We start from the raw sequence: 21,437 nt of genomic DNA on the forward strand, positions 1-21,437 counted from the left end.
CCGCACGTACCGCCGCACGTACCGCCGTCATCAGCACGACTCGGCCGGTCAGCCGCCGGCACGCCTCGAAGGAGACGACCGCATGAGCACCAACCCCGTCCGCCCCGGGTCCGACCACTACCGCTGCATCGGCATCGGAGTGGGCCCCGCGAACCTCAGCCTGGCCTCACTGCTCCACGGTCGTCCGGAGGTGGACAACCTCTTCATCGACCGGAAGGAAGCCTTCGGCTGGCACGACAACCAGCAGATACCCGGCGCCACCCTGCAGGTCTCGATGTTCAAGGACCTCGTCAGCCTCGCCGACCCGCAGAGTCCCTTCTCCTTCCTGTCCTACCTGCACGACCAGGGCCGGGTGTACCACTTCCTCAACGCCCAGTTCGCCGACGTACCGCGCCTGGAGTTCCGCAACTACCTGGCCTGGGCGGCCCGGCGCAACCCGAACGTCGTCTTCGGCGAGACCGTGGAGGAGGTCGGCTTCGACGAGGTCTTCACCCTGCGCACCGACCGCCGCACGGTCACGGCCGAGAACATCGTCGTCGGCGTGGGCAACCAGCCCTGGGTCCCGCCGCAGGGCACGCTCGGCCCCACCCAGTTCCACGTCAACGACTACGTCGAGGCGGCCCGGAACCTGGGCGGCAAGCGCGTCGTCGTGGTCGGCGGCGGCCAGTCCGGCGCCGAGGCCTTCCTGGACCTGATCTCCCGGCCCGCCGGCGAACGGCCGCGCCGCGTCTCGTGGATCTCGCGCCGCCGCAACTACTTCCCGATCGACGACTCGCCCTTCACCAACGACTACTACATGCCGTCCCACTCGGACTACTTCTACGGCCTGCGCCCCGAGGCACGCGCCAGCTTCAACGCCCAGCACGTCCTCAGCAGCGACGGCATCTCCGAGTCCACGCTGCGCGACGTCTACCAGGCCGTCTACGTCCACCGCTTCGTGGAGGGCAACAGCGACCTCGTCGGGCTGCACCCCAACCGGGACGTCGTCGCGGTCGAGGAGAACCCCGTCGGGGGCTGGGACCTGACCGTCCGGCACAACGACGAGCCCGGCGCCCCCGCGGAGCACTTCGACGCGGACGTCGTCGTCTGGGCCACCGGCTTCCGGCCGGCCCGGATGGACTTCCTCGCCCCGATCGCCGACCGGCTGGAACGCGACGGCGACGAACTGCGCATCGACGAGGACTTCGCGGTGCGCTGGGACGGCCCGGCCGACCGCAGCATCTTCGTCCAGAACGCCGCGCGCGGGCAGCGCGGCCTCGCCGACCCCAACCTCAGCCTGAACGCCTGGCGCAGCCAGCGCATCGCGGACCGGCTGTGCGGGGTGCGCAGTGACGAGCAGCTGGCGTCCTTCATCGAGTGGTCCGCCAAGTCCCCCGAGGCGAGCGCCGCATGGACCGCGTGATGACCCCGCCGCCGCGGGAACCGGAGGCGTACGACATCGCGGTGGTCGGAGGCGGCGTCCTCGGCCTCAGCATCGCCCAGGAGATCCTCACCCGGCAGCCGCGGGCCCGTCTGGTGGTCGTGGAGCGGGACGCGGTCGGCAGCGGCGCCACCCGCCGCTCGGCGGGTCTGCACTTCCCCCGCGGCTCCTCGGAGCGGATCCGGGCCATGGCCGCCCACAGCCAGGAACGCTACGCGGCGCTCAAGGCGGCCCGCCCCGAACTGCCCATCCACAGCCTGGACATGACGGTGGTGGCACCCGCTTCGGCGCAGGATCGGCTGCAGGAGGTCTACCTGCCGCAGGCGCGGCTGCGGCCCGTCCGCGAGGTGGCCGGCGCGACCGCCCTGCTGCCGGAGGGCACCGCCGCCTGGGAGGGCGACGGCTGCCAGTACGCGGACGTCCACGCCCTCACCCAGCTGCTGGCGCGCGATCTGCGCCGCACCGCGGAGTTCCGCGAGGGCGTCGAGGTCACCGCGGTGACGCCCGGCGCCGACTCGGTGGAGCTCTCGCTGGGCACGGGCGGCACGCTCCGTGCCGGACGGGTGGTCCTGGCCCCCGGCCCCTGGCTCGCGGCCCCCGCCTGGAAGGACCTCGTCGCACCGCTCGGGGCCCGCGTGAAGAAGATCGTGGCCCTGCACATCGAGGTCCCGCCCGCCGCCGGCGACCGGGCGGTGGTCTTCCAGGACGAGGACGCCTTCCTGCTGCCCTACCACGAGCGCGGGCACTGGCTGTTCAGCTACACCTGCCAGGAATGGGACGTCGACCCGGACACCGTCGCGTCGAGCCTGACCCCCGCCGACCGGGACGCGGCCCTCGCCGTCCTGGCCCGCTACGCACCCCACCTGATCGAGCACTGCGTCTCCGGACGCGTCTTCTGCGACGCGTACGGCCCCGGCTTCGAACCACTCGTCCGCCCGCTCACGGCCGACGGCCGCGTGGTGTTCGCGGGAGCCGCCAGCGGCTCCGGGTACCGGCTGGCCCCCGCCATCGCGGCACAGACCGCGCACCTGCTCCTCGCTCCGTCCCCCGGAAAGGACGACGTTTCGTGATCATCAACACCTATGACGCCACCGTACTCAGCGAGGCCTTCGGCATCGACATGAGCGACATCCACGGTCTCGGCGTCGGCGCCGGCTGGGGCCGGGTCGCGCCCGGCACCAGCTCCGACAGCCACCAGCACGACGAGACCGAGTTCTTCGTCATCGTCAGCGGCCGCGGCGAGTTCCTCGTCGACGGCGAGCGCCACCCCGCCGCCCCGGGCACGGTCGTCCTCTTCGAGCCGTTCGAGTCCCACGTCCTGGAGAACACCGGGGACACCGACCTGGTCTTCCTCACCCAGTACTGGCGCGACGCCGGGCGCGCGCTCACCTCGGCGCTCAGCGCCGAGCGCAAGGACTTCGGCGACCGCCCCGTCTTCGTCTTCTCCACCCCGCCCACCCCCAACGGCGACCTGCACCTCGGCCACCTGTCGGGCCCCTACCTCGGCGCCGACGTCTTCGTCCGCCACCAGCGGCTGAACGGCACCAAGGCCTGGCACCTCACCGGCAGCGACGACTACCAGAGCTATGTGGTCGCCGCGGCCGCCGCCGACGGCGTCGAACCGGCCGAAGCCGCCGCCCACTACAGCGCCGAGATAGCCAAGACGCTCGAGCTGATGGACATCTCGCTCGACCAGTACACCGTCACCGACACCGCACCGGAGTACCGGGCCGGTCTGCGGGACTTCTTCTCCCGTACGGTCTCCTCGGGCCGGGTCACGGTCACCGAGGCGGACGCCCTGTTCGACGCCGAGACCGGCCGGTACCTCTACGAGGTGGACGTCAAGGGCGACTGCCCCGGCTGCGGTTCGGGCGCCGGCGGCAACATCTGCGAGCAGTGCGGCGAGCCCAACGTCGTCACCGACCTGACCGGCCCGGTCTCCGCCCTCTCCCCGGCACCTCCGCGCCGCGGCCCGGTCTCCCGCTGGTCGCTTCCGCTGCACGAGTTCCGCGAGGACCTCGACGCCCACCACCGCCTGGGCCGGGTCCCGGCCAGGCTCCGCGAGCTCACCGACCGCCTCTTCCGCCGCCCCAGCCTCGACATCCCCGTCAGCCATCCCTCCTCCTGGGGCGTTCCCCCGGCCGAGACGGACCTGGACGGGCAGGTCATCTGGGTGTGGCCCGAGATGTCCTACGGCTTCCTGTACGGCATCCAGGCCCTCGGCGCCCGGCTCGGAGAGAACTGGAAGGCCGCCGAACCGCAGCAGGACTGGAAGATCGTCCACTTCTTCGGCTACGACAACAGCTTCTACCACTCGGTGCTCTACCCGGCCCTGTACAAGCTGGCCTTCCCGGGCTGGACGCCGGACATCGACTACCACGTCAACGAGTTCTACCTGCTGGAGGGCCAGAAGTTCTCCACCAGCCGCCGCCACGCCATCTGGGGCAAGGAGATCCTCGGCCCCGACTCGGTCGACGCCGTCCGCTACTTCCTCTCCCGCACCCGCCCCGAGGCCGAGCGCACCAACTTCCGGCGCGCCGCGTACGAGGCCACCCTCGAAGACACCCTGATCGGCACCTGGCAGGCCTGGCTGAACGACCTCGGATCCCGGGTCGCCAAGCACTACGGCGGCGCGGCCCCCGACGCCGGTACCTGGACGCCGGAGCACTCCGCCTTCCTCGGCCGCCTCGGCAACCGCCTCGCCGCCATCTCCGCCAGCCTCGGCTCCGAGGGCTTCTCCCTCAACGAGGCCGCCGCCGAACTCGACGGCATCGTCCACGACACCGTGCGCTTCTCCCGCAAGGAGGGCCTGCTCGCCGAGACCGCCGGCTGGGAGAGCGAGGCGCGCACCGCCATCGCCCTCGAACTCGCCGCGGCCCGGCTGCTCGCCCACGTCGCCGCCCCGGTCATGCCCCGCTTCGCCGCCCGCGTGGCCGAGGCGATCTCGCTGCCCGCACCCACCGCGTGGCCGCGTACCGTGGAACTCCTCGCCCCCGGCAGCGAGATCCGCCTGGCCGAGGCCGTCTTCTTCGTCCGGACCGACCGGCCGGCCGCCGGCGCCACCACTGCCACCGTTGCGGGCGCCGCCCCCACCGCCCCTCCCGCTCCCACCGCCGGCCCGCGCCTCGTCGACTGGCTGAGCGGGCTCGTACGGACCCTGCTGCAGCTGCCCGCCGACGACGTGGTCGCCGCACGCGGCCTGAGCGCCCTCGGCACCAGCTCACTGCAAGCCGTCACGCTGCAGTACCAGATCCTCGAAGCCCTCGACGTGGACGTCACCCTCGACGAGCTGAGCGACGCCGAGGACATCTCCGCGCTCGCCGCCCTCGTGGAGGAGCGCGCCGGGGACACCGCCGTCACCGAGCTGGTCGGGGCGGATGCCCGATGAGCGTCCGCGAGGTACTGCGCGAGATCGAGGACCGCGGCCTGTTCGTGGAACTCTCCGGCACCGACCTGCGCCTGCGGGGCGGCCGGCAGAACATGGAACCGGAGTTCATCGCGCGGATCAAGGCCGTGAAGGAAGACCTGATCGCCCACCTCCTCGAAGAGGAGAAGAACGGCCCCAGCTTCCCCCTCACCACCCTGCAGCGCGCCTACCTGCTGGGCCGCAGCGGCATCTTCGAAATCGGCGACGTGGCCAGCCACGTCTACCACGAGATCGAGGGCTCCTGGGACGTGGACCGCCTGGAGGAGGCGCTGGCGGCCGTCGTCGACGCCCACAGCGCCCTGCGTTCGCGCTTCTCCGCCGACGACCGGCAGGTCACCGAGAGCCGCCGCACCCCTGTGCGGATCCCCCGCCTCGACCTGCGGTCCAAGAGCCCCGAGGAGCAGGACCGGATCCGCGGCGAACTGCGCGAGGAGCGCTCGCACCGGGTTCTGCCCGCCGACCGGGCGCCGCTGCTCGCCGTCGAGGTGACCGTCCTCGCCGACGACAGGATGGTGCTGCACGTCAGCCACGACGGGCTGGTCATGGACGGGATCAGCATGTTCCTGTTCTTCCGCGCCTGGTGGCGGGAGTACCAGGGCGCCGGCCCCGGCGCGCCGGAGGAGCTGCTGTACGAGGACTACGTCACGGCCCTGGAGGCCGGGCGGGACCGCGCCCCGGCCCGCCGCTCGCGCGAGTACTGGCTCGCCCGCGTCGACGAGCTCGCCCCGCACCCCGACCTGCCGTTGCGCACGAGCCCCTCGGCGCTGTCCTCGTCCCGGTTCTCCCAGCGCCGCGTCCACCTCGGCCAGGAGGCGTGGGAGACCCTCAAGGAGCGGGCCGCCGACGCCGGCCTGACCCCGTCGGCGGCGCTGCTCGCGGCGTACGCGGAGACCCTGGCCACCTGGGGCGCCGGAGCCCGGTTCACGATCAACACCACGGTCGCCAACCGTCCGCCCCTCCACCCCCGCGTGTTCGAGGCCATCGGCAACTTCTCGGACACCCTGCTCGTCGAGGCGGAGGTGGACCGCAGCCTCACCTTCGCGGAGCGGGCCCGCGCCCTGCAGACCCGGCTGCGCAAGGACCTCGACCACCGGCACTTCTCCGGCGGCCAGGTCATGCAGGAACTGGCGCGCCGCCGCGGCGGCGTGGCGGGCGCCCGGATGCCCTTCACCTTCAACAGCGCGATCGGCCACGGCAACGCCGAGGCCGACGGCTCGGCCCTGGAACTGTTCGGCCCGGAGGTCTTCACCGTCTCCCAGACCCCGCAGATCTGGCTCAACGCCTTCGCGATGGAGCAGCACGGCGGTCTCGTCGTCCAGCTCGACGGCATCGACGAACTGTTCCCGGAGGGGCTGCTGGACGCCTTCACCCACGGCTACCAGACCCTGCTCGAGGAACTGACCGCCCTGCCGTCCTGGCAGCGCACCTCCTTCGACCTGCTGCCCGAGGCGCAGCGCAGGCGGCGCCGCGAGGCCAATGACACGCAGGTCCCGCTGCCGCCGACCATGCTCGGCGACGCGTTCGTCGAGCAGGCCCTGCGGACCCCGGACGCGGCCGCGATCCTCACCTCGGACCGCGAGGTCGGCTACGGCGAGCTGCTGCACCGGGCCGCCGCCGCGGCGCGCTGGCTGCGCGAGGGCGGCGTCGGCCGCGACGAGCTGGTCGGCCTGGTGATGCACCGCGGCCCCGAGCAGATCGTCGGCATCCTCGCCACCGTGCTGGCCGGAGCGGCCTACCTGCCCGTGGACGCCGGCCTGCCCGCCGAGCGGCAGGACTACATGCTGCGCGACGGCCGGGTGCGCCGCGTCCTCACCAACGCCGACTGGCAGGACACCGGCGGCGAGCGGCAGGTCATGCGGCTCGACATCACCGACCACGGCGCCGGCAGCGGCACCCACCGCGCGGACGGCCCGCCCGAGGTACCCGCCCGCCTGCCCGGCTCGGACCCCGACGACCTCGCCTACGTGCTCTACACCTCCGGCACCACGGGCGCGCCCAAGGGCGTCATGGTCACCCACCGCAACGTCGCCAATGTGGTCGCCGACTGCCACGAGCGTTTCGGCATCGCCCCCACCGACCGGTTCTTCGCCATCAGCGCCTTCAACTTCGACCTGTCCGTGTGGGACGTCTTCGGCGCCCTGTCGGCGGGCGCGGCCCTGGTCATGCCCGACCGGGACAAGGCCGTGGACCCGGCCCACTGGCTGGACCTGTGCGAGAGCGCGGGGGTGACGGTGTGGAACTCCGTACCCGCGATCGTCAACCTCCTGCACGACCAGGCGGTCGCGGACGCGGTGGTCCCGCCCGCGCTGCGCCTCGTGATGATGAGCGGCGACCGCGTCCCGCCGGCCCTGCCGGCCGCGCTGCGCACGCTCAAGGCCGACCTCGACGTGATCTCCCTGGGCGGCCCCACCGAGACGACGATCTGGAACATCCTGCACCCGGTCGGCCCGGACGAGGACGGCAGCGAGTCCATCCCGTACGGCCGCCCGAACGCCAACAACCGGGCCTACGTCCTGGACCGGGACGGACTCGACGCCCCCGACTGGGTGACCGGCGAGATCTGCGCGGCGGGCACCGGCCTGGCCCGCGGGTACTGGGGCGACGAGGAACGCACCGCCGAACGGTTCTTCCACGATCCCGTGCGCGGCGAACGGATGTACCGCACCGGGGACCTGGGCCGGATGCTGCCCGACGGCAACATCTCGATCCTGGGCCGCAGCGACTTCCAGATCAAGGTCAACGGCTACCGCATCGAGGCCGGCGAGGTCGAGACCCGCCTGGTCGCCGTCCCCGGCGTCGCCAAGGCCGTGGTCGCGGGCCAGGCCGGCGCCCAGGGCGCCCGCCTGGTGGCCCACCTGGTGGCGGCCGGCGAGAACCGCCCCACCGACGCCGAGCTGCGCGACGCGCTGCGCCGTGATCTGCCCGACTACATGGTGCCCACCGCGATCGTCTGGCACGCGGAGCTGCCGCTGACCAAGAACGGCAAGGTGGACCGCGGCAAGCTGGCCACGGCGGCCGTCGCGGCGGCGGCCCCCGCACCGCAGACCCGCAGCGGCGGCGAGCCCACCACGGAGACCGAGAGGACCCTCGTCTCGATGTGGACGAAGGTGCTGCCCGGCAAGCAGGTCGGCATCCACGACAGCCTGGGCTCGCTGGGCGGCGACTCCATCGCCGCCGCACGGATCCTGACCGCCGTGCGCAAGCAGTTCGGGATCTCCGTCCCCCTCGACGCGTTCACCGAGATGGACTGCGTCCACGCACTGGGCCGGGCGCTCGACGCGCAGCGGGCGGAGGCGTCCCGATGACCGTCACCGCCACCGTCACCTCGGTGATCAACCGGATCGTCACCACCGCTCCCTCCGGCGGCAGGATCTCCTTCGCCCGGCTCGACGGTACGCAGAGCATGCGCCTGCCGGAGCTGTACGAGCGGGCCGGCCGGCTCGCCGGGCACCTGCGGGACCGGGGCGTCGGGCCGGGCGACCGGATCGGCATCCTGGCCGCGAACAGCCTGGAGTGGGTGCTGCTGGATCTGGCGGCGCTGCGCCTGAAGGCGCAGACCGCGGGGTTCGAGCCCGGCAAGTTCGACCCGGCGGACGACCTGACCGGACGCTACGGCCTGACCCTGCTCTTCACCGACCGGCCCACCGACACCACCCGGTCCGTCGTGCCGATGAGCGAGGTACGCGCACTCTCGGAGCCGGCGGCGCAGCCCGGCGAGGCGCCGGCCCCGGAGCCCGTCACATGGGGCCCGCGCGAGGTGACCACCATCAAGTTCACCTCCGGCAGTACCGGCACCCCCAAGGGGCTCGGTGCGACGGCCGGCAGCATCGACAGCTCGCTCGCGGCGGTGCAGGAGATCTTCCACCACGCGCCGGGCGACGACCTGTTCGTCTTCCTGCCGCTGTCGCTGCTCCAGCAGCGCTACTGGATCTACTCGGCGCTCGCCCACGGGCACGACGTCACGATCAGCACGTACGAGGCGGCCTTCGCGGCGATGCGCCGGGTCAAGCCGACCGTGGTCATGGGCGTGCCGGCCTTCTACGAGACCGCCAAGCGCCAAGTCGAGTCCCGCATGCGGCGCTCGGGCGGCACGGCGACCGCCGCCGAGGCGGCCCGCCACCTGTTCGGCGACCGGATCCGCTACCTGTGGACCGGTTCGGCACCGGCCGACGCGGCCATGCTGCGCTTCTTCACGGACGCCGGACTGCCCATCTACGAGGGCTACGGCCTCAACGAGACCTGCATCGTCGCGAAGAACCACCCCGGCGCGACCCGCGAGGGCAGCGTGGGGCGCGTCCTGCCGGGCAAGGAGGTGCTGTTCGACGAGGACGGGGTGGTCAGCGTCCGCAGCGACCATCCGGTGGGCTACGGCTACACGTACGCCAAACCGGGGGACTCCGAGCGCGTCTTCGCCGCGGACGGCACGGTGCGCACCGGCGACCTCGGCTACATCGACGAGGACGGGTTCCTCTTCATCAGGGGCCGGGCCGATGACGTCATCGTCCTGGACAACGGCAAGAAGGTCATCGTCCGGCCGCTCGAAGAGCACATGCGCACCAGTCCGGCCATCGCCGAATGCGTCCTGTTCTGCCCCACGCAAACGGACCTGGTGGCGGTCGTCTCACCGGCGGCCCTGCCCGCCGACCCGGACGCGGTCCTCGCCCAACTCGCCCTGACCAACGCGACCTTCGGCAAGGACGAGCGGATCAGCCGCGTCGTCATCGCCGACGAGCCGTTCAGCATCGAGAACGACCTGCTCACCTCGCAGTACAAGCCCAAACGACCCCGGATCCTGGCCGCCTACCGGACCAGCCTCCACGACAGCAAGGCAGGAATCCATGCACCCTGAGACCGTCACCGACACCGTCACCGACACCGTCATCGAGAACGCGGCCCGCGAGGCCCTCTCCGCCGTCCTCGACCCGGAGGTCCCCCCGCAGGAGCTCGAGCTCGACGCGGACATGGCCGGCTCCTACAGCCTGACCTCCCTCAACAAGGTCCTCTTCCTGACCGAGGTGTGCGAGGCGACCGACGTCGACCTCGCCAACTTCACCGAGCACGACCTCGCCGACATGCTCACCCTGCGCAACGTCATCGAGTCCCTCACCCGGCACAGCAACAACAAGGCGGTCTGAATCATGTCCTGGTCCCAGAATGCTGCGGCGGTCCTGGAGAACGAGCACGTCCTGCTGCGGCCGGTCGCCGAAGCCGACCGCGAGGCCGTCCGCGCCGTCGCCATGGACCCCGACATCTGGCGCTACTTCGTCTCCGCGGTCACCGACGACGCCGACTACGCCACCTTCTTCGACGCCTGCCTCGCCGACCACGCGGCCGGCCGGCGCGCGGTCTACGTCATCGTCGACAAGGCCTCGGGCCGCGTCGCGGGCAGCATGAGCTTCGGCAACATGGCCGAGGCCGACAAGCGCCTGGAGATCGGCTGGTCCTGGCTGGGCCGCGACTTCCGCGGCAAGGGCATCAACCGCTGGGCCAAGTACCTGCTGCTGCGCCACGCCTTCGACGTCCTCGGGGCCGAACGCGTCGAGTTCAAGACGGACATCCTCAACATCCAGGCCCGCCGCGGACTGCGCAACATCGGCGCCGTCGAGGAAGGCACCCTGCGCAGCTTCAACTTCATGCCGGGCGGACGCCGCCGTGACGCCATCTTCTACAGCGTCCTGCGCGCCGAATGGCCCCGCGTGGAGGCCGAGCTCGCCACGAAGCCGAAGGTCACCCCGCAGGAGCCGCAGGACGCCGCGGTGCTGAGCGCCGCCCGATGACCGGCGGCGGGGAGATACCCCTCATCCACGCGTCCGGCGACCCGTTCGCCGTGGGGCGCGCCCACGGGGAGGCCCTGGCCGGTCCCCTGCGCGCCTTCCTCGACGACTCGCTCTGCCGCCTGAACAAGGTCATGCAGGAGCCCGTCTCGCCGGCCGGACTGCTGCCGTCGATCGCCGCCTACCGGGCGGCGGTCACGGCGGCCGTCCCCGCCCTCGCCGAGGAGGTCGCCGGCCTCGCGGCCGGGGCCGGCCTCGAGGAGCACGAGGCCTGGCTGCTGCAGTTGCGCCGGGAGATCATGGGCTACCGCAAGGTGCCCACCATGGGCGACTGCACGACGTACGCCCGCACCGGCGCCGGCGTCCCGGTCCTCGCCCAGACCATCGACCTCAACGGTGATCTGGACGACTACCTGAGCGTGCTGGAGGTGGAGCGGTCCGACCGGCCCGGGCGGCGCTCGCTCGTCCTGAGCTTCGGCGGGCTGCTCGGCTACCTCGGCCTCAACAGCGACGGCCTCGCGATCGGCCTCAACCTGGTGCTGGGCGGCGAGTGGCGCCCCGGCGTGCCGCCGTACCTCGCCATCCGGCACCTGCTGGACTCGGCGGGCAGCGTCACCGAAGCTCTGGAGATCCTGCGCGGGCTGCCGCTGGCCAGCTCCCGCACGCTCGTCCTGTGCGACCGCGGGCGCGCCGTCTACGTCGAAGTCCTCGGCGACGAACTGCGCGTCGTGGAGGGCCCGGAGGCCGTCCACGCCAACCACTTCCTGCACCCCGACTTCGTCGCGGGCGACGAGATCAACGTCTTCGCCCGCAACTCCTCGGTCCGCCGGCTGAAGGCGGCCGGTGCCGGACTCGCCGATCTGCCCCCGGACGCGGACGCCGAGGCCCATTTCGGACTGCTGTCGGTACCGCCCCTCTGCGTACCGGACCGCGGCGACATCCGCGCCGAGCGGACCGTCGCGGCCGTGGTGATGCTGCCGGACCGGGGCGAGCTGCACGTACGGCCCGGCGATCCGTCACTCAGCGCCACCCAGGTCTTCCGCCTGTAGCGGCCGCCCGGCCCCTGCACCACCGAAAGGAGGAGAACACATGGACGTATGGCTGGTGGATCTGGACGAGCACGCGTGGTCACCGGCACGGTACGCGGACACCGGCACCCGCCCGGGCGGCAGGGCCCGTGCGACACCGGAAGAGGACAGGCGCGCCGCGGAGTTCACCCACGCGACCACCACCCGCCGCTTCCTGCGGGCCCGGCTGGCGGTGCGCGAGCTGCTGGGGGAGCGGCTCGCCGTTCCCCCGGCGGAGCTGCGCGTCGCTCATGCGCCGCATGGAAAGCCGTACCTGCCGGACCATCCGCACCTGCACATCAGCTGGTCGCGCTCGGAACGGCTGCTGCTCCTCGCGGCGGCCGACACCGGCCCGATCGGCGTGGACATCGAATGGCTGCGGCCGATGCCCGCGGCGCTGGACGCGCTCGCCACGGTCTACCCCGCCCTGCCGGTCACCGCCGAACCCGAGGTCTTCCTTCCGGCCTGGACCCTGCTGGAGGCCGCGGTCAAGGCGACCGGCCTCGGGCTGGCCCGGGGGGCGAAGGACGTCGATCTCGCACTCGGCCCGGGCGGCACCGTATCGCTGCGCGGCATCGCCGGCCACGGCCCCCCGGACGCCTGGTACGGCCGTACGGAACCCCTCGCGGCACGCGGCGCGCTCCCGGCGGCCGTGGCCGCGGTGGTCACCCGGGACCGGCCCCCGATGTCGCTGAACCAGCTACTCGGGCGCGACCGGCCGGCGCCGGCGCCGGCCCCTTCTTCGCAAGGCAGTGCGGACTCCTTCGTCCTGACCCTGTGACCGTCACCCACGCATCGAGGAACCCCATGACGACCCGACCCGCCGCCGCCCTGCTCAGGCTGCACGCCGTCGCCCCCGGGCTCGGCACGGCCGACCTGGCACGCGCCGTCTCCCTCACGCTGACGGGCGAGGTCTCCCCGCCCGGGGGCTGGCGCGCGGGGCGGCGGGGCCGGGTCCTGCAGTACGAGGGGGCCGTCGCCGAGGTGACCGGCGGGTGGGACGGGCCCGAGCTGCGGCTGCGGTACCGGGGCGAGCCGGCCGCGGCGGCCCGGGCCGCCGGACTGCTGGAGGCGATCGCCGCGGTGGCGGCCGGGGCGGACCCGGCCACCGCCCACCCCGCCGCCCGGCCCGCGGACCGGGACCAGGCACCGGCTGCGGACCAGCCCGCCTACCTGGCCTGGCGGGCGCTGATGGCGCGCTGGCAGGTCGCCGATCGCGACCTTGCGGAGATCACCGCCCCGGGCGTGCTCACGGCAGCGGGCCCGCTCGCCGCTGTCGCCCGCACGGCCGGCCCGTACCGCCCCGGGGAGCCCGTCTTCGTCTTCGACCACGCCGGCCCCCCGACGCCGCCGCCCGGCTGGCTGCTGCGTGCCTGGTTCGCCCCCGACGCGGGCGTCTACCACTGCTCGGTCGCGTCCGGCTCCCGGCTGTCCGTCCGCTCGCCCGACCCGGCCGCCGCCGGCCGCCGCGCGGAGCTGCTGGCCGCCTGGCAGGCCCTGACCGCCCGCTACGAGGCGGAGGTCTGACCGACGGGGGGTGCGACGCCTGATGCCCGGGCCGCAGACGGCCCGGGCATCAGCGTGCCCTCCCGCGCGTGACGGGCCTCAGGCGGGCAGGTGCGCCTCGATGGCGGCGATGACCTCGGGGGACTCGGGCTCGGTGCGCGGGCGGAAGCGCGCCACGACCTCACCGGCGGGGGAGATCAGGAACTTCTCGAAGTTCCACTGGATGTCCCCCGCCTCGCCCTCGGCGTCCGGGGTCTTCACCAGCTCCTGGTAGAGGGGGTGCCGGTTTTCGCCGTTGACCTCGGACTTCTCCAGGATCGGGAAGGTGACGCCGAAACCGGCCGCGCAGAAGGTCTGGATGTCCTCGGCGTTGCCGGGCTCCTGCTCGCCGAACTGGTTGCAGGGCACGCCGATGACGGTGAAGCCCTTCTCCTCGTACTTGAACTGCAGCCGGGCCAGGCCCGAGTACTGCGGGGTGAGCCCGCACTGCGAAGCGGTGTTCACCAGCAGGATCGCCTTGCCCTTGTGGGCCCCGAGGCTGGTCGGCTCGTCGGACAGGGTGGTCAGCGGGATGTCGTACAGGCTCATCGGGCTCTCCTGGCAGGAAGCGGATAACGCCTCCGAGCGTAGGTGATGCCCGGCGGGCCTGGCCGGGCCGGTGGCCCCGCTAGGCGCCCGTGCCGACCAGCTCGTCCGCCGGGTCGTTGACGGGCTGCGGCATGCCCGTGAGGTCCATGACGAACAGCGGTATCCCGAGATCGTCCGCGCGGGTGCGGGCGTCCTCCGTGTATCCGGCGAGGGAGAAGTAGACGCTGGTCGCGGAAGCTGTGAGTCCGTTCAGCCAGACGCACTCCACCGCCCGCAGCCCGGCCGGCGCGGTCGTCGGGTCCACCTGCGCCACCAGCCCCGGAGCACGCAGGTCCACGGCCGCCGAGGGGATCGGGCGCCCGTCGGGCTGCCGTACGTCCTGGAAGCCGAGCCAGCGCAGGTAGAGCGCGGCGGTGGCCACCGCGTCGCGGGCCGTGCGGATGGTCACCGGCCGGAACGCGGGCCGCGGCACCGGCGTGGCCGACGGCGGTGACGCTTGCGCCGAGGACCGGTCGCGCGGAGCGCCGCCGCGGCCTCCGGAGCGCGTCCCGGACGCCGGACCCGACCGCGCGGCCTCCGGACCGGCCTGCGGATCGCCCTGAGCGCCGGACGGCGGCGTCCGGGTGGCGGCTGGGTCCGCCCCCGGGCCGTCTCCGCCCCCGGCCGCTTTCGCCGCCGGTTCCGGGTGTACGGGATGCACGGGATGCACCGCGATCCGCACCACCGTGCCGCACGACGCGCACCCCACCTCGGGATGCGGCCACTCGCTCTCCCGCCCGCAGGGCTCGCAGCGCACCGTCACCCAGGCGTCGGACCAGGTCCGGTGGGTCAGCGGCTCGGGCGGCGCGGACAGGTCCAGCGGCGGGTGGACCGGGCTCCCGCAGGCACAGGGATAGACCGGGGCGGTGTAGCCGTTCTCGCGCAGGCACGCCGGGCAGCGCACCGGTACCGCTTCTGCCATGAGACCTGGACCCCCTTCGTCGCTGTGCGTAGGTACATGCTCCACCACGCGCGACCGCCGGGGCGACCACACCCGCCATTTGTGCAAGTCGCCGAGCGAGACGCGGCTTTTGGTGCCATCCGGGGTCCCCTACCGCCTTGACGTCGGGAAGGCCGCCGCTTAGCTTGTTCCGTATAGCAGAACAAAACTTCCGGATTACGGAAAAGCCTGACCGTCGGACCCGCAGGAGAACTCGATGCCCCGTATGACAGCCGCCGCCGCTGCAGTGGAGATCCTCAAGCTCGAGGGCGTTTCGCAAGCCTTCGGCGTGCCCGGCGCTGCGATCAACCCGTTCTACCGCGAGCTCAAGAACGTGGGCGGCATCAACCACACGCTGGCCCGCCACGTCGAGGGCGCCTCGCACATGGCGGAGGGATACACGCGTGCCAAGGCGGGCAACATCGGTGTCTGCATCGGTACGTCCGGCCCCGCCGGCACCGACATGATCACCGGGCTGTACTCGGCGATCGCCGACTCGATCCCGATCCTGTGCATCACCGGTCAGGCTCCGGTCTCGAAGCTCCACAAGGAGGACTTCCAGGCCGTCGACATCGCCTCGATCGCCAAGCCGGTCACCAAGAAGGCCACGACCGTCCTGGAGGCCGCGCAGGTCCCCGGCGTGTTCCAGGAGGCCTTCCACCTGATGCGCTCCGGCCGTCCGGGCCCGGTCCTGATCGACCTCCCGATCGACGTCCAGCTGACGGAGATCGAGTTCGACCCGGAGACCTACCAGCCGCTGCCGGTCTACAAGCCGCAGGCGTCCCGCGCCCAGGCCGTCAAGGCCCTGCAGTTCCTGCTGGAGTCCGAGCGGCCGCTGATCGTCGCCGGCGGCGGCATCATCAACGCCGACGCCTCGGACCTGCTGGTCGAGTTCGCCGAGCTGACCGGCGTCCCGGTCATCTCCACCCTGATGGGCTGGGGCGTCATCCCCGACGACCACGAGCTGAGCGCGGGCATGGTCGGCGTCCAGACCTCGCACCGCTACGGCAACGCGACCTTCCTGGAGTCGGACTTCGTCCTCGGCATCGGCAACCGCTGGGCCAACCGCCACACCGGCTACAACCTCGACGCGTACCTCGGCGACCGCAAGTTCGTCCACGTCGACATCGAGCCCACCCAGATCGGCAAGATCTTCGCGCCGGACTTCGGCATCGCCTCCGACGCCAAGGCCGCCCTGGAGCTCTTCATCGAGGTGGCCAAGGAGCTCAAGGCCGAGGGCAAGCTGCCGGACTTCTCCGCCTGGGCCGCCTCGGGCCAGGAGCGCAAGGCCACCCTCCAGCGCCGTACGCACTTCGACAACATCCCGATGAAGCCGCAGCGCGTCTACGAGGAGATGAACAAGGCCTTCGGCCCGGAGACGCGTTACGTCACCACCATCGGCCTCTCCCAGATCGCCGGCGCGCAGATGCTGCACGTCTTCAAGCCGCGCCACTGGATCAACTGCGGTCAGGCCGGCCCGCTCGGCTGGACCATCCCGGCCGCGATCGGTGCCGCCACCGCCGACCCCGAGACCCCGATCGTCGCCCTCTCCGGCGACTACGACTTCCAGTTCATGATCGAGGAACTCGCGGTCGCCGCGCAGCACAAGGTCCCCTACGTCCACGTCCTCGTGAACAACGCCTACCTGGGCCTGATCCGTCAGGCGCAGGGCGGCCTCGGCATCAACTTCGAGGTCAACCTCGAGTTCGAGAACATCAACACCCCGGAGCTGGGCGTCTACGGCGTCGACCACGTCAAGGTCGCCGAGGGCCTGGGCGTCAAGGCCATCCGCGTCACCGACCCGAACGAGCTGGGCGCCGCCTTCGAGCAGGCCAAGAAGCTGGCCCAGGAGTTCCAGGTCCCGGTCGTCGTCGAGGCCATCCTGGAGCGCGTCACCAACATCTCGATGAGCAAGACGGTCGACATGAGCGACGTCACCGAGTTCGAGGAGCTCGCGACGGAGCCGGGCCACGCCCCGACCGCGATCAAGTCCCTCAAGGTCTGATCGGCACGTCAGCTGTACGCGACGACCCCCGTCCCTCCACCAGGAGGGGCGGGGGTCGTTCCGCGTTTGGGGTCTACGGCCGGGGGCCGAGCTCCGCGTCCACCGCGCCGGTCAGCAGCTCGCGGGCGCGCTCCAGGGTCAGGGAGCCGCTCAGCCAGCGCTCGCTGAGCCCCTCCACGAGGGCGGTGAGCCGCTCGGCGGCGTCCAGCGGCTCCACGTGCAGGTCCGCGAGTCCGGCCGCCTGCGCGTCGGAGACGGCGTCCGCGGTGTCCTGCGTCCAGGAGCGGGTGGATTCGGCCAGGGTCTCGCGCAGGTCGCTGTCGAAGACCGCGCTGGCCCGCAACTCGCCCCAGGCGATGCTGTTCTCGCGGATGCGGGGGATGTCCTGGAGCTCGCCCAGCAGCAGCTGGAGCAGCGTGTCGCGGGCGTCGTCGGCGCCCTTCAGGGCCTCGTCGGTGTAGCCGGTGGCGCGGTCGCTGACGAAGGCCAGGGTACGCCGCACCAGGCCGGCGCGGTCCTTGAAGTGGTAGTAGATGAGCGCGGTGGACACCCCGGCCTCGGCCGCGAGTTCCTCGACGCGCAGCCCTCTGACGCCGCTGCGGGCGATGACCCGCACGGCTGCCTCCACAATCAACGACTGCCGGTCGGCCACGCTCGCTCGCACCCTTCGGTCAGGACTCCTTGACTGAGCTTTCAGTCAGCCCTCACGATAGCCGTCCCCCGCACGGACGTCCCGGGATGCGGTGCGGCGGCCCGGCAGGCGGGGCGGGAACGACAAAGCGCCGAGTCACGGGACCGTCCGTGACTCGGCGCTCTGGTTGTTACCGCCCGACGGAGCGAGGCTGGCGCGACAGGACGTTCGCACCGCCGGGCGGAGTAGGAGGGCTCCTCGGTTCCGTGCAGGGGGCTCTGTGCGCAGCCCCTGTACGGGAGAGAAGCGGCTGGGACCGTGGCGGGCGGGCGACGAGAACTCCGGCGCCGTCTCCCTCAGGTCAAGAGACGGGCCTCGGAACCCATTACCACCGCACTGGCTCGCACGCTCGCCACGGTCCTCACGCGGCGCCAACCACACGGGCCGGCGCAGTCTGCCCTCACCGCCTACCACCCCTCATCCGGGTATGCGGCTCGGGCCGGCACCCGGGGCCTGACCTCCCGTCAGGCCCCCGGTACAGCTGTCGGCTCAGGCGTCGCGCAGGGCGCGGACGGCCTCCTCGACGCGCTTGCCGTAGTCGGCGTCGGCGGCGTGGAAGTGAGCCAGGTTCTTCTCGATGACGTCTTCCAGGGTGACCTGAGACAGACCGCCGGCGATGTTCGCCACCAGACGCTGCTTCTCGGCCTCCGACATCAGGCGGTAGAGCTCACCGGCCTGGAAGAAGTCGTCGTCCTTGGTGTGGGCCGGAGCCTCGTGGGTACCCGTGTAGCCGGAGACGGCCTTCGGGGCGCCCAGCGCCAGACCGGTCTCGGCCGGACCCTGGTACGAGTTGGGCTCGTAGTTCTTGTCGTGGCGCGAGCCGTTGCGCAGCGCCATGACGCCGTCGCGGCCGTAGTTGTCGGCCTTCGTCGCCTTCGGGGCGTTGACCGGCAGCTGGGTGTGGTTCACACCGAGGCGGTAGCGCTGGGCGTCGGCGTACGCGAACAGGCGGCCCTGGAGCATCTTGTCCGGCGAGGCGGTGATGCCCGGGACGAAGTTGTTCGGGGAGAACGCGGACTGCTCGACCTCGGCGAAGACGTTGTCCGGGTTGCGGTCGAGGACCAGACGGCCCACGCGCTGCAGCGGGTAGTCGGCGTGCGGCCACACCTTGGTGAGGTCGAACGGGTTGAAGCGGTAGTCCGCGGCCTCGGCGGCGGGCATGATCTGGACGTAGAGGGTCCAGCTCGGGTTCACGCCGCGCTCGATCGCCTGGAGCAGGTCGGTCTGGTGCGAGTTCGCGTCCTGGCCGACGAGCTCGGCGGCCTGCTCGGCCGACAGGCAGCGGATGCCCTGGTTCGTCTTGAAGTGGTACTTGACGAAGAAGGCCTCGCCCTGCGCGTTGGTCCACTGGTACGTGTGGGAGCCGTAGCCGTTCATGTGGCGGTACGACGCCGGGATGCCGCGGTCACCCATGAGCCAGGTGATCTGGTGCGTCGCCTCGGGGGCGTGCGCCCAGAAGTCCCAGACGTTGTCCGGCTCCTGCTTGCCCGTGAAGGGGTCGCGCTTCTGGGAGTGGATGAAGTCGGGGAACTTGATCGGGTCCTTGATGAAGAACACCGGGGTGTTGTTGCCGACGAGGTCGTAGTTGCCCTCTTCGGTGTAGAACTTCAGCGCGAAGCCGCGCGGGTCGCGGACCGCGTCCGCGCCACCCAGCGAGTCGGCCACGGTGGAGAACCGCAGGAAGGTCTCGGTCTTCTTGCCGACCGTGTTCAGGAACGCGGCGCTGGTGTACGCGGTGACGTCGTCGGTCACCTCGAAGTAGCCGTACGCGCCCGAGCCGCGGGCGTGCACCACGCGCTCCGGGATGCGCTCACGGTTGAAGCGGGCAAGCTTCTCGAGCAGCTGCTGGTCCTGGACCAGGAGCGGGCCACCGACGCCGGCGGTGGCGGAGTTCTGATTGTCGGCGACCGGGGCGCCGGACTCGGTCGTCAGCGTGCGCTTCGACATGGTGACCTTCCGTACGGGTAACTGCTGACGGAAAGCGTCTTCCGTCATGCGGAACAGCCTAATTTCGGCGAGAACTAAACGTCAACAGTTTGTTGAACGAAGTTGAAGAGAGGTAATCCGGACGGCGCCGGCGCTTGGGCGCGACAGGACAGGTGTCAGCACCGGCGCCATCCGGAAACTCAGGTCCCCCTACGGGGAGGGCCGCTCGGTCGGTCAGACCTGCGCGCCGGAGAGGCGCTCGACGGCGCGGAGCAGGGCCGAGTGGTCCAGGCCGCCGTCACCCTGGGCGCGCAGCGAGGCGACCAGCTGGGCGACGACCGCGCCGACCGGGAGGGCCGCACCGACGTTGCGGGCGGCGTCGGTGACGATGCCCATGTCCTTGTGGTGCAGGTCGATCCGGAAACCGGGCTTGAAGTCGCGGTTCAGGAAGTTGTCCTTCTTGCGGGTCAGGACCGTGGAGCCGGCCAGACCGCCGTTGAGGACGTCCAGGGCGGCCTGGAGGTTCACGCCGGACTTCTCGAGGAAGACGACGGCCTCGGCGCACGCCTGGATGTTCACCGCGACGATGAGCTGGTTGGCTGCCTTGACCGTCTGGCCGGAGCCGTGCGGGCCGCAGAGCACGATGGTCTTGCCGAGGGCCTGGAGGACCGGCAGGGCCTCGTCGAAGTCGGCCTGCTCGCCACCCACCATGATCGACAGGACGGCCTCGATGGCGCCGGCCTCGCCGCCGGACACCGGGGCGTCCAGGACGCGGATGCCCTTCGCCGCGGCGTTCTTCGCCAGGTCGATCGAGGTCTGCGGGGTGATCGAGGACATGTCCACGATCAGCGCGCCGGACTTGGCGTTCTCGAGGATGCCGTTCTCGCCGTAGGAGATGGCCTCGACCTGCGGGGAGGCGGGCACCATCGTGATGATGACGTCGGCGTCCTTGACGGCCTCGGCGATCGAGCCGGCCGCGGTACCGCCGGCGGCGGCCAGGCGGTCCAGCTTGTCCTGCTCCAGGGTGAAGCCGGTGACCGAGTAGCCGGCCTTCAGGAGGTTCTCGGCCATGGGGGAGCCCATGATTCCGAGGCCGATCCAGGCAATCTTGGGGAGGTTGCTCATGACGAGGATCCTTCTCTTAATGCTTTGTACGAAAAGTGCGTGTGGTGCCTGGCTGATCGCCTGGACTTTGTCCGCCTACTTCGCGGCGCGTGCCTCGGCGGGCAGCCACGCGAAGGAAGCGGCAGCGTCGGCGGCCTTGTACTCCAGGCCTACGTAGCCCTCGTATCCGGCCTTCTTCAGCTGGTCGAGCAGCTCCTCGAGGGGCAGCTCACCGGTGCCGGGGGCGCCTCGGCCGGGCTTGTCGGCGATCTGGACGTGCCCGGTCTTGGCGGCGTACTTTTCGATGACCTCGGAGAGGTCCTCGTCGTTCATCGCCAGGTGGTACAGGTCGAGCAGGAACTTGGCGTTCCCGAGGCCGGTGGCCTCGTTCACCTTGTCCACTACCTCGATGGCGGCCGGGGCGCTCACCAGCGGGTAGAGCGGCGACTCGGGCTTGTTGAGGGTCTCGATCAGGAGGATCGCGCCGACGCGGTCGGCGGCCCGGGCCGCCACGACCAGGTTCTCGAGCGCGAGCTCGTCCTGGACCGCGGGGTCCACGCCTTCGACGCGGTTGCCGTACAGGGCGTTCAGCGCCTTGCAGCCGACCGAGGCCGCGAAGTCGGCGGCCACGTTGATGTTGGCCTTGAAGCGCTCCGACTCCTCACCGGGTACCGACACCGCACCGCGGTCCGGCCCCGGCAGCTGGCCGGCGTAGAAGTTCAGGCCCACCAGCTGGGTGCCGGCGTCCTCGAGAGCCTTCTTGAGGGCGTCGAGCTCGGCCTGTGCGGGGGTGGGGGTCTCGATCCAGGGCCACCACAGCTCGACCGCGGTGAAGCCCGCCGCGGCGGCAGCCGCGGGACGCTCCAGGAGCGGGAGTTCCGTGAAGAGGATCGAAAGGTTCACATCGAAGCGCTGGTCCGTGTATCCCATGAGCGGTGTGCGCTCCTTCC

The 21,437-nt window shown here is 71.6% G+C and carries 17 protein-coding genes; 11 read left to right on the forward strand and 6 right to left on the reverse strand.

Going from position 1 to position 21,437, the window contains the following annotated elements; translation table 11 throughout:
* The first annotated feature begins 82 nt into the window (after positions 1-82).
* Genes ACZ6I1_RS10205 through ACZ6I1_RS10250 form a run of 10 tightly spaced genes read left to right on the forward strand, consistent with a single transcriptional unit; the run spans position 83 to position 13,215 of the window.
* The gene (locus ACZ6I1_RS10205) at positions 83-1,402 is read left to right on the forward strand and encodes a lysine N(6)-hydroxylase/L-ornithine N(5)-oxygenase family protein (protein ID WP_469285251.1); all 1,320 of its coding nucleotides are present in this window, start codon (positions 83-85) and stop codon (positions 1,400-1,402) included.
* Complete coding sequence (locus ACZ6I1_RS10210) at positions 1,390-2,490, forward strand: NAD(P)/FAD-dependent oxidoreductase (protein ID WP_469285254.1); 1,101 nt, start codon at positions 1,390-1,392, stop codon at positions 2,488-2,490. Before ACZ6I1_RS10205 ends, ACZ6I1_RS10210 begins: the two co-directional genes overlap by 13 nt.
* On the forward strand, positions 2,487-4,808 hold the full coding sequence (locus ACZ6I1_RS10215) for a class I tRNA ligase family protein (protein ID WP_469285256.1): 2,322 nt from the start codon (positions 2,487-2,489) through the stop codon (positions 4,806-4,808). The genes ACZ6I1_RS10210 and ACZ6I1_RS10215 overlap by 4 nt, the downstream gene beginning before the upstream one ends.
* Positions 4,805-8,152 (forward strand): non-ribosomal peptide synthetase, encoded by a 3,348-nt coding sequence (locus ACZ6I1_RS10220; protein ID WP_469285258.1) that lies wholly within the window; start codon positions 4,805-4,807, stop codon positions 8,150-8,152. The genes ACZ6I1_RS10215 and ACZ6I1_RS10220 overlap by 4 nt, the downstream gene beginning before the upstream one ends.
* Positions 8,149-9,696 carry an AMP-binding protein gene (locus ACZ6I1_RS10225; protein WP_469285260.1) on the forward strand — a complete coding sequence of 516 codons (1,548 nt, stop codon included), beginning with the start codon at positions 8,149-8,151 and terminating at the stop codon, positions 9,694-9,696. The genes ACZ6I1_RS10220 and ACZ6I1_RS10225 overlap by 4 nt, the downstream gene beginning before the upstream one ends.
* Complete coding sequence (locus ACZ6I1_RS10230; protein WP_469285262.1) at positions 9,686-9,982, forward strand: acyl carrier protein; 297 nt, start codon at positions 9,686-9,688, stop codon at positions 9,980-9,982. The genes ACZ6I1_RS10225 and ACZ6I1_RS10230 overlap by 11 nt, the downstream gene beginning before the upstream one ends.
* A gap of 3 nt (positions 9,983-9,985) precedes the next feature.
* Positions 9,986-10,624, forward strand: a complete 639-nt coding sequence (locus ACZ6I1_RS10235) for a GNAT family N-acetyltransferase (protein WP_469285265.1) — start codon at positions 9,986-9,988, stop codon at positions 10,622-10,624.
* Complete coding sequence (locus tag ACZ6I1_RS10240; protein WP_469285266.1) at positions 10,621-11,670, forward strand: C45 family autoproteolytic acyltransferase/hydolase; 1,050 nt, start codon at positions 10,621-10,623, stop codon at positions 11,668-11,670. The genes ACZ6I1_RS10235 and ACZ6I1_RS10240 overlap by 4 nt, the downstream gene beginning before the upstream one ends.
* Positions 11,671-11,710: 40 nt before the next feature.
* Positions 11,711-12,469: a 4'-phosphopantetheinyl transferase family protein gene (locus tag ACZ6I1_RS10245; protein WP_469285268.1), complete on the forward strand. Its 759-nt coding sequence runs from the start codon at positions 11,711-11,713 to the stop codon at positions 12,467-12,469.
* 26 nt (positions 12,470-12,495) lie between these two features.
* Positions 12,496-13,215, forward strand: coding sequence for a hypothetical protein (locus ACZ6I1_RS10250; RefSeq protein ID WP_469285270.1), 720 nt, complete (start codon positions 12,496-12,498; stop codon positions 13,213-13,215).
* Between the two features lie 78 nt (positions 13,216-13,293).
* Here ACZ6I1_RS10250 and ACZ6I1_RS10255 read toward each other — a convergent pair whose 3' ends face one another.
* Together ACZ6I1_RS10255 and ACZ6I1_RS10260 are read right to left on the reverse strand one after the other, a co-directional pair.
* On the reverse strand, positions 13,294-13,782 hold the full coding sequence (locus ACZ6I1_RS10255) for a glutathione peroxidase (RefSeq protein ID WP_469285273.1): 489 nt from the start codon (positions 13,780-13,782) through the stop codon (positions 13,294-13,296).
* Between the two features lie 79 nt (positions 13,783-13,861).
* Positions 13,862-14,743: a hypothetical protein gene (locus ACZ6I1_RS10260; protein WP_469285276.1), complete on the reverse strand. Its 882-nt coding sequence runs from the start codon at positions 14,741-14,743 to the stop codon at positions 13,862-13,864.
* Positions 14,744-14,978: 235 nt separating this feature from the next.
* On the opposite strand from ACZ6I1_RS10260, the gene gcl reads away from it, so the two are divergent.
* The gene (gene gcl, locus ACZ6I1_RS10265; RefSeq protein ID WP_469285279.1) at positions 14,979-16,766 is read left to right on the forward strand and encodes a glyoxylate carboligase; all 1,788 of its coding nucleotides are present in this window, start codon (positions 14,979-14,981) and stop codon (positions 16,764-16,766) included.
* Between the two features lie 73 nt (positions 16,767-16,839).
* Here the strand turns inward: gcl and ACZ6I1_RS10270 are convergent, their stop codons facing one another.
* The 4 genes from ACZ6I1_RS10270 to ACZ6I1_RS10285 all read right to left on the reverse strand — a co-directional run bounded on the left by ACZ6I1_RS10270 (position 16,840) and on the right by ACZ6I1_RS10285 (position 21,417).
* Positions 16,840-17,430: a TetR/AcrR family transcriptional regulator gene (locus tag ACZ6I1_RS10270; RefSeq protein WP_469285281.1), complete on the reverse strand. Its 591-nt coding sequence runs from the start codon at positions 17,428-17,430 to the stop codon at positions 16,840-16,842.
* A gap of 516 nt (positions 17,431-17,946) precedes the next feature.
* Positions 17,947-19,404: a catalase gene (locus tag ACZ6I1_RS10275; protein ID WP_469285317.1), complete on the reverse strand. Its 1,458-nt coding sequence runs from the start codon at positions 19,402-19,404 to the stop codon at positions 17,947-17,949.
* Between the two features lie 213 nt (positions 19,405-19,617).
* Complete coding sequence (locus ACZ6I1_RS10280; RefSeq protein ID WP_469285283.1) at positions 19,618-20,508, reverse strand: 2-hydroxy-3-oxopropionate reductase; 891 nt, start codon at positions 20,506-20,508, stop codon at positions 19,618-19,620.
* A 75-nt stretch (positions 20,509-20,583) separates the two neighbouring features.
* Positions 20,584-21,417, reverse strand: a complete 834-nt coding sequence (locus ACZ6I1_RS10285; RefSeq protein ID WP_469285285.1) for a TIM barrel protein — start codon at positions 21,415-21,417, stop codon at positions 20,584-20,586.
* Positions 21,418-21,437: the final 20 nt, after the last annotated feature.

This window comes from Streptomyces sp. NPDC046303 (genome assembly GCF_055588085.1).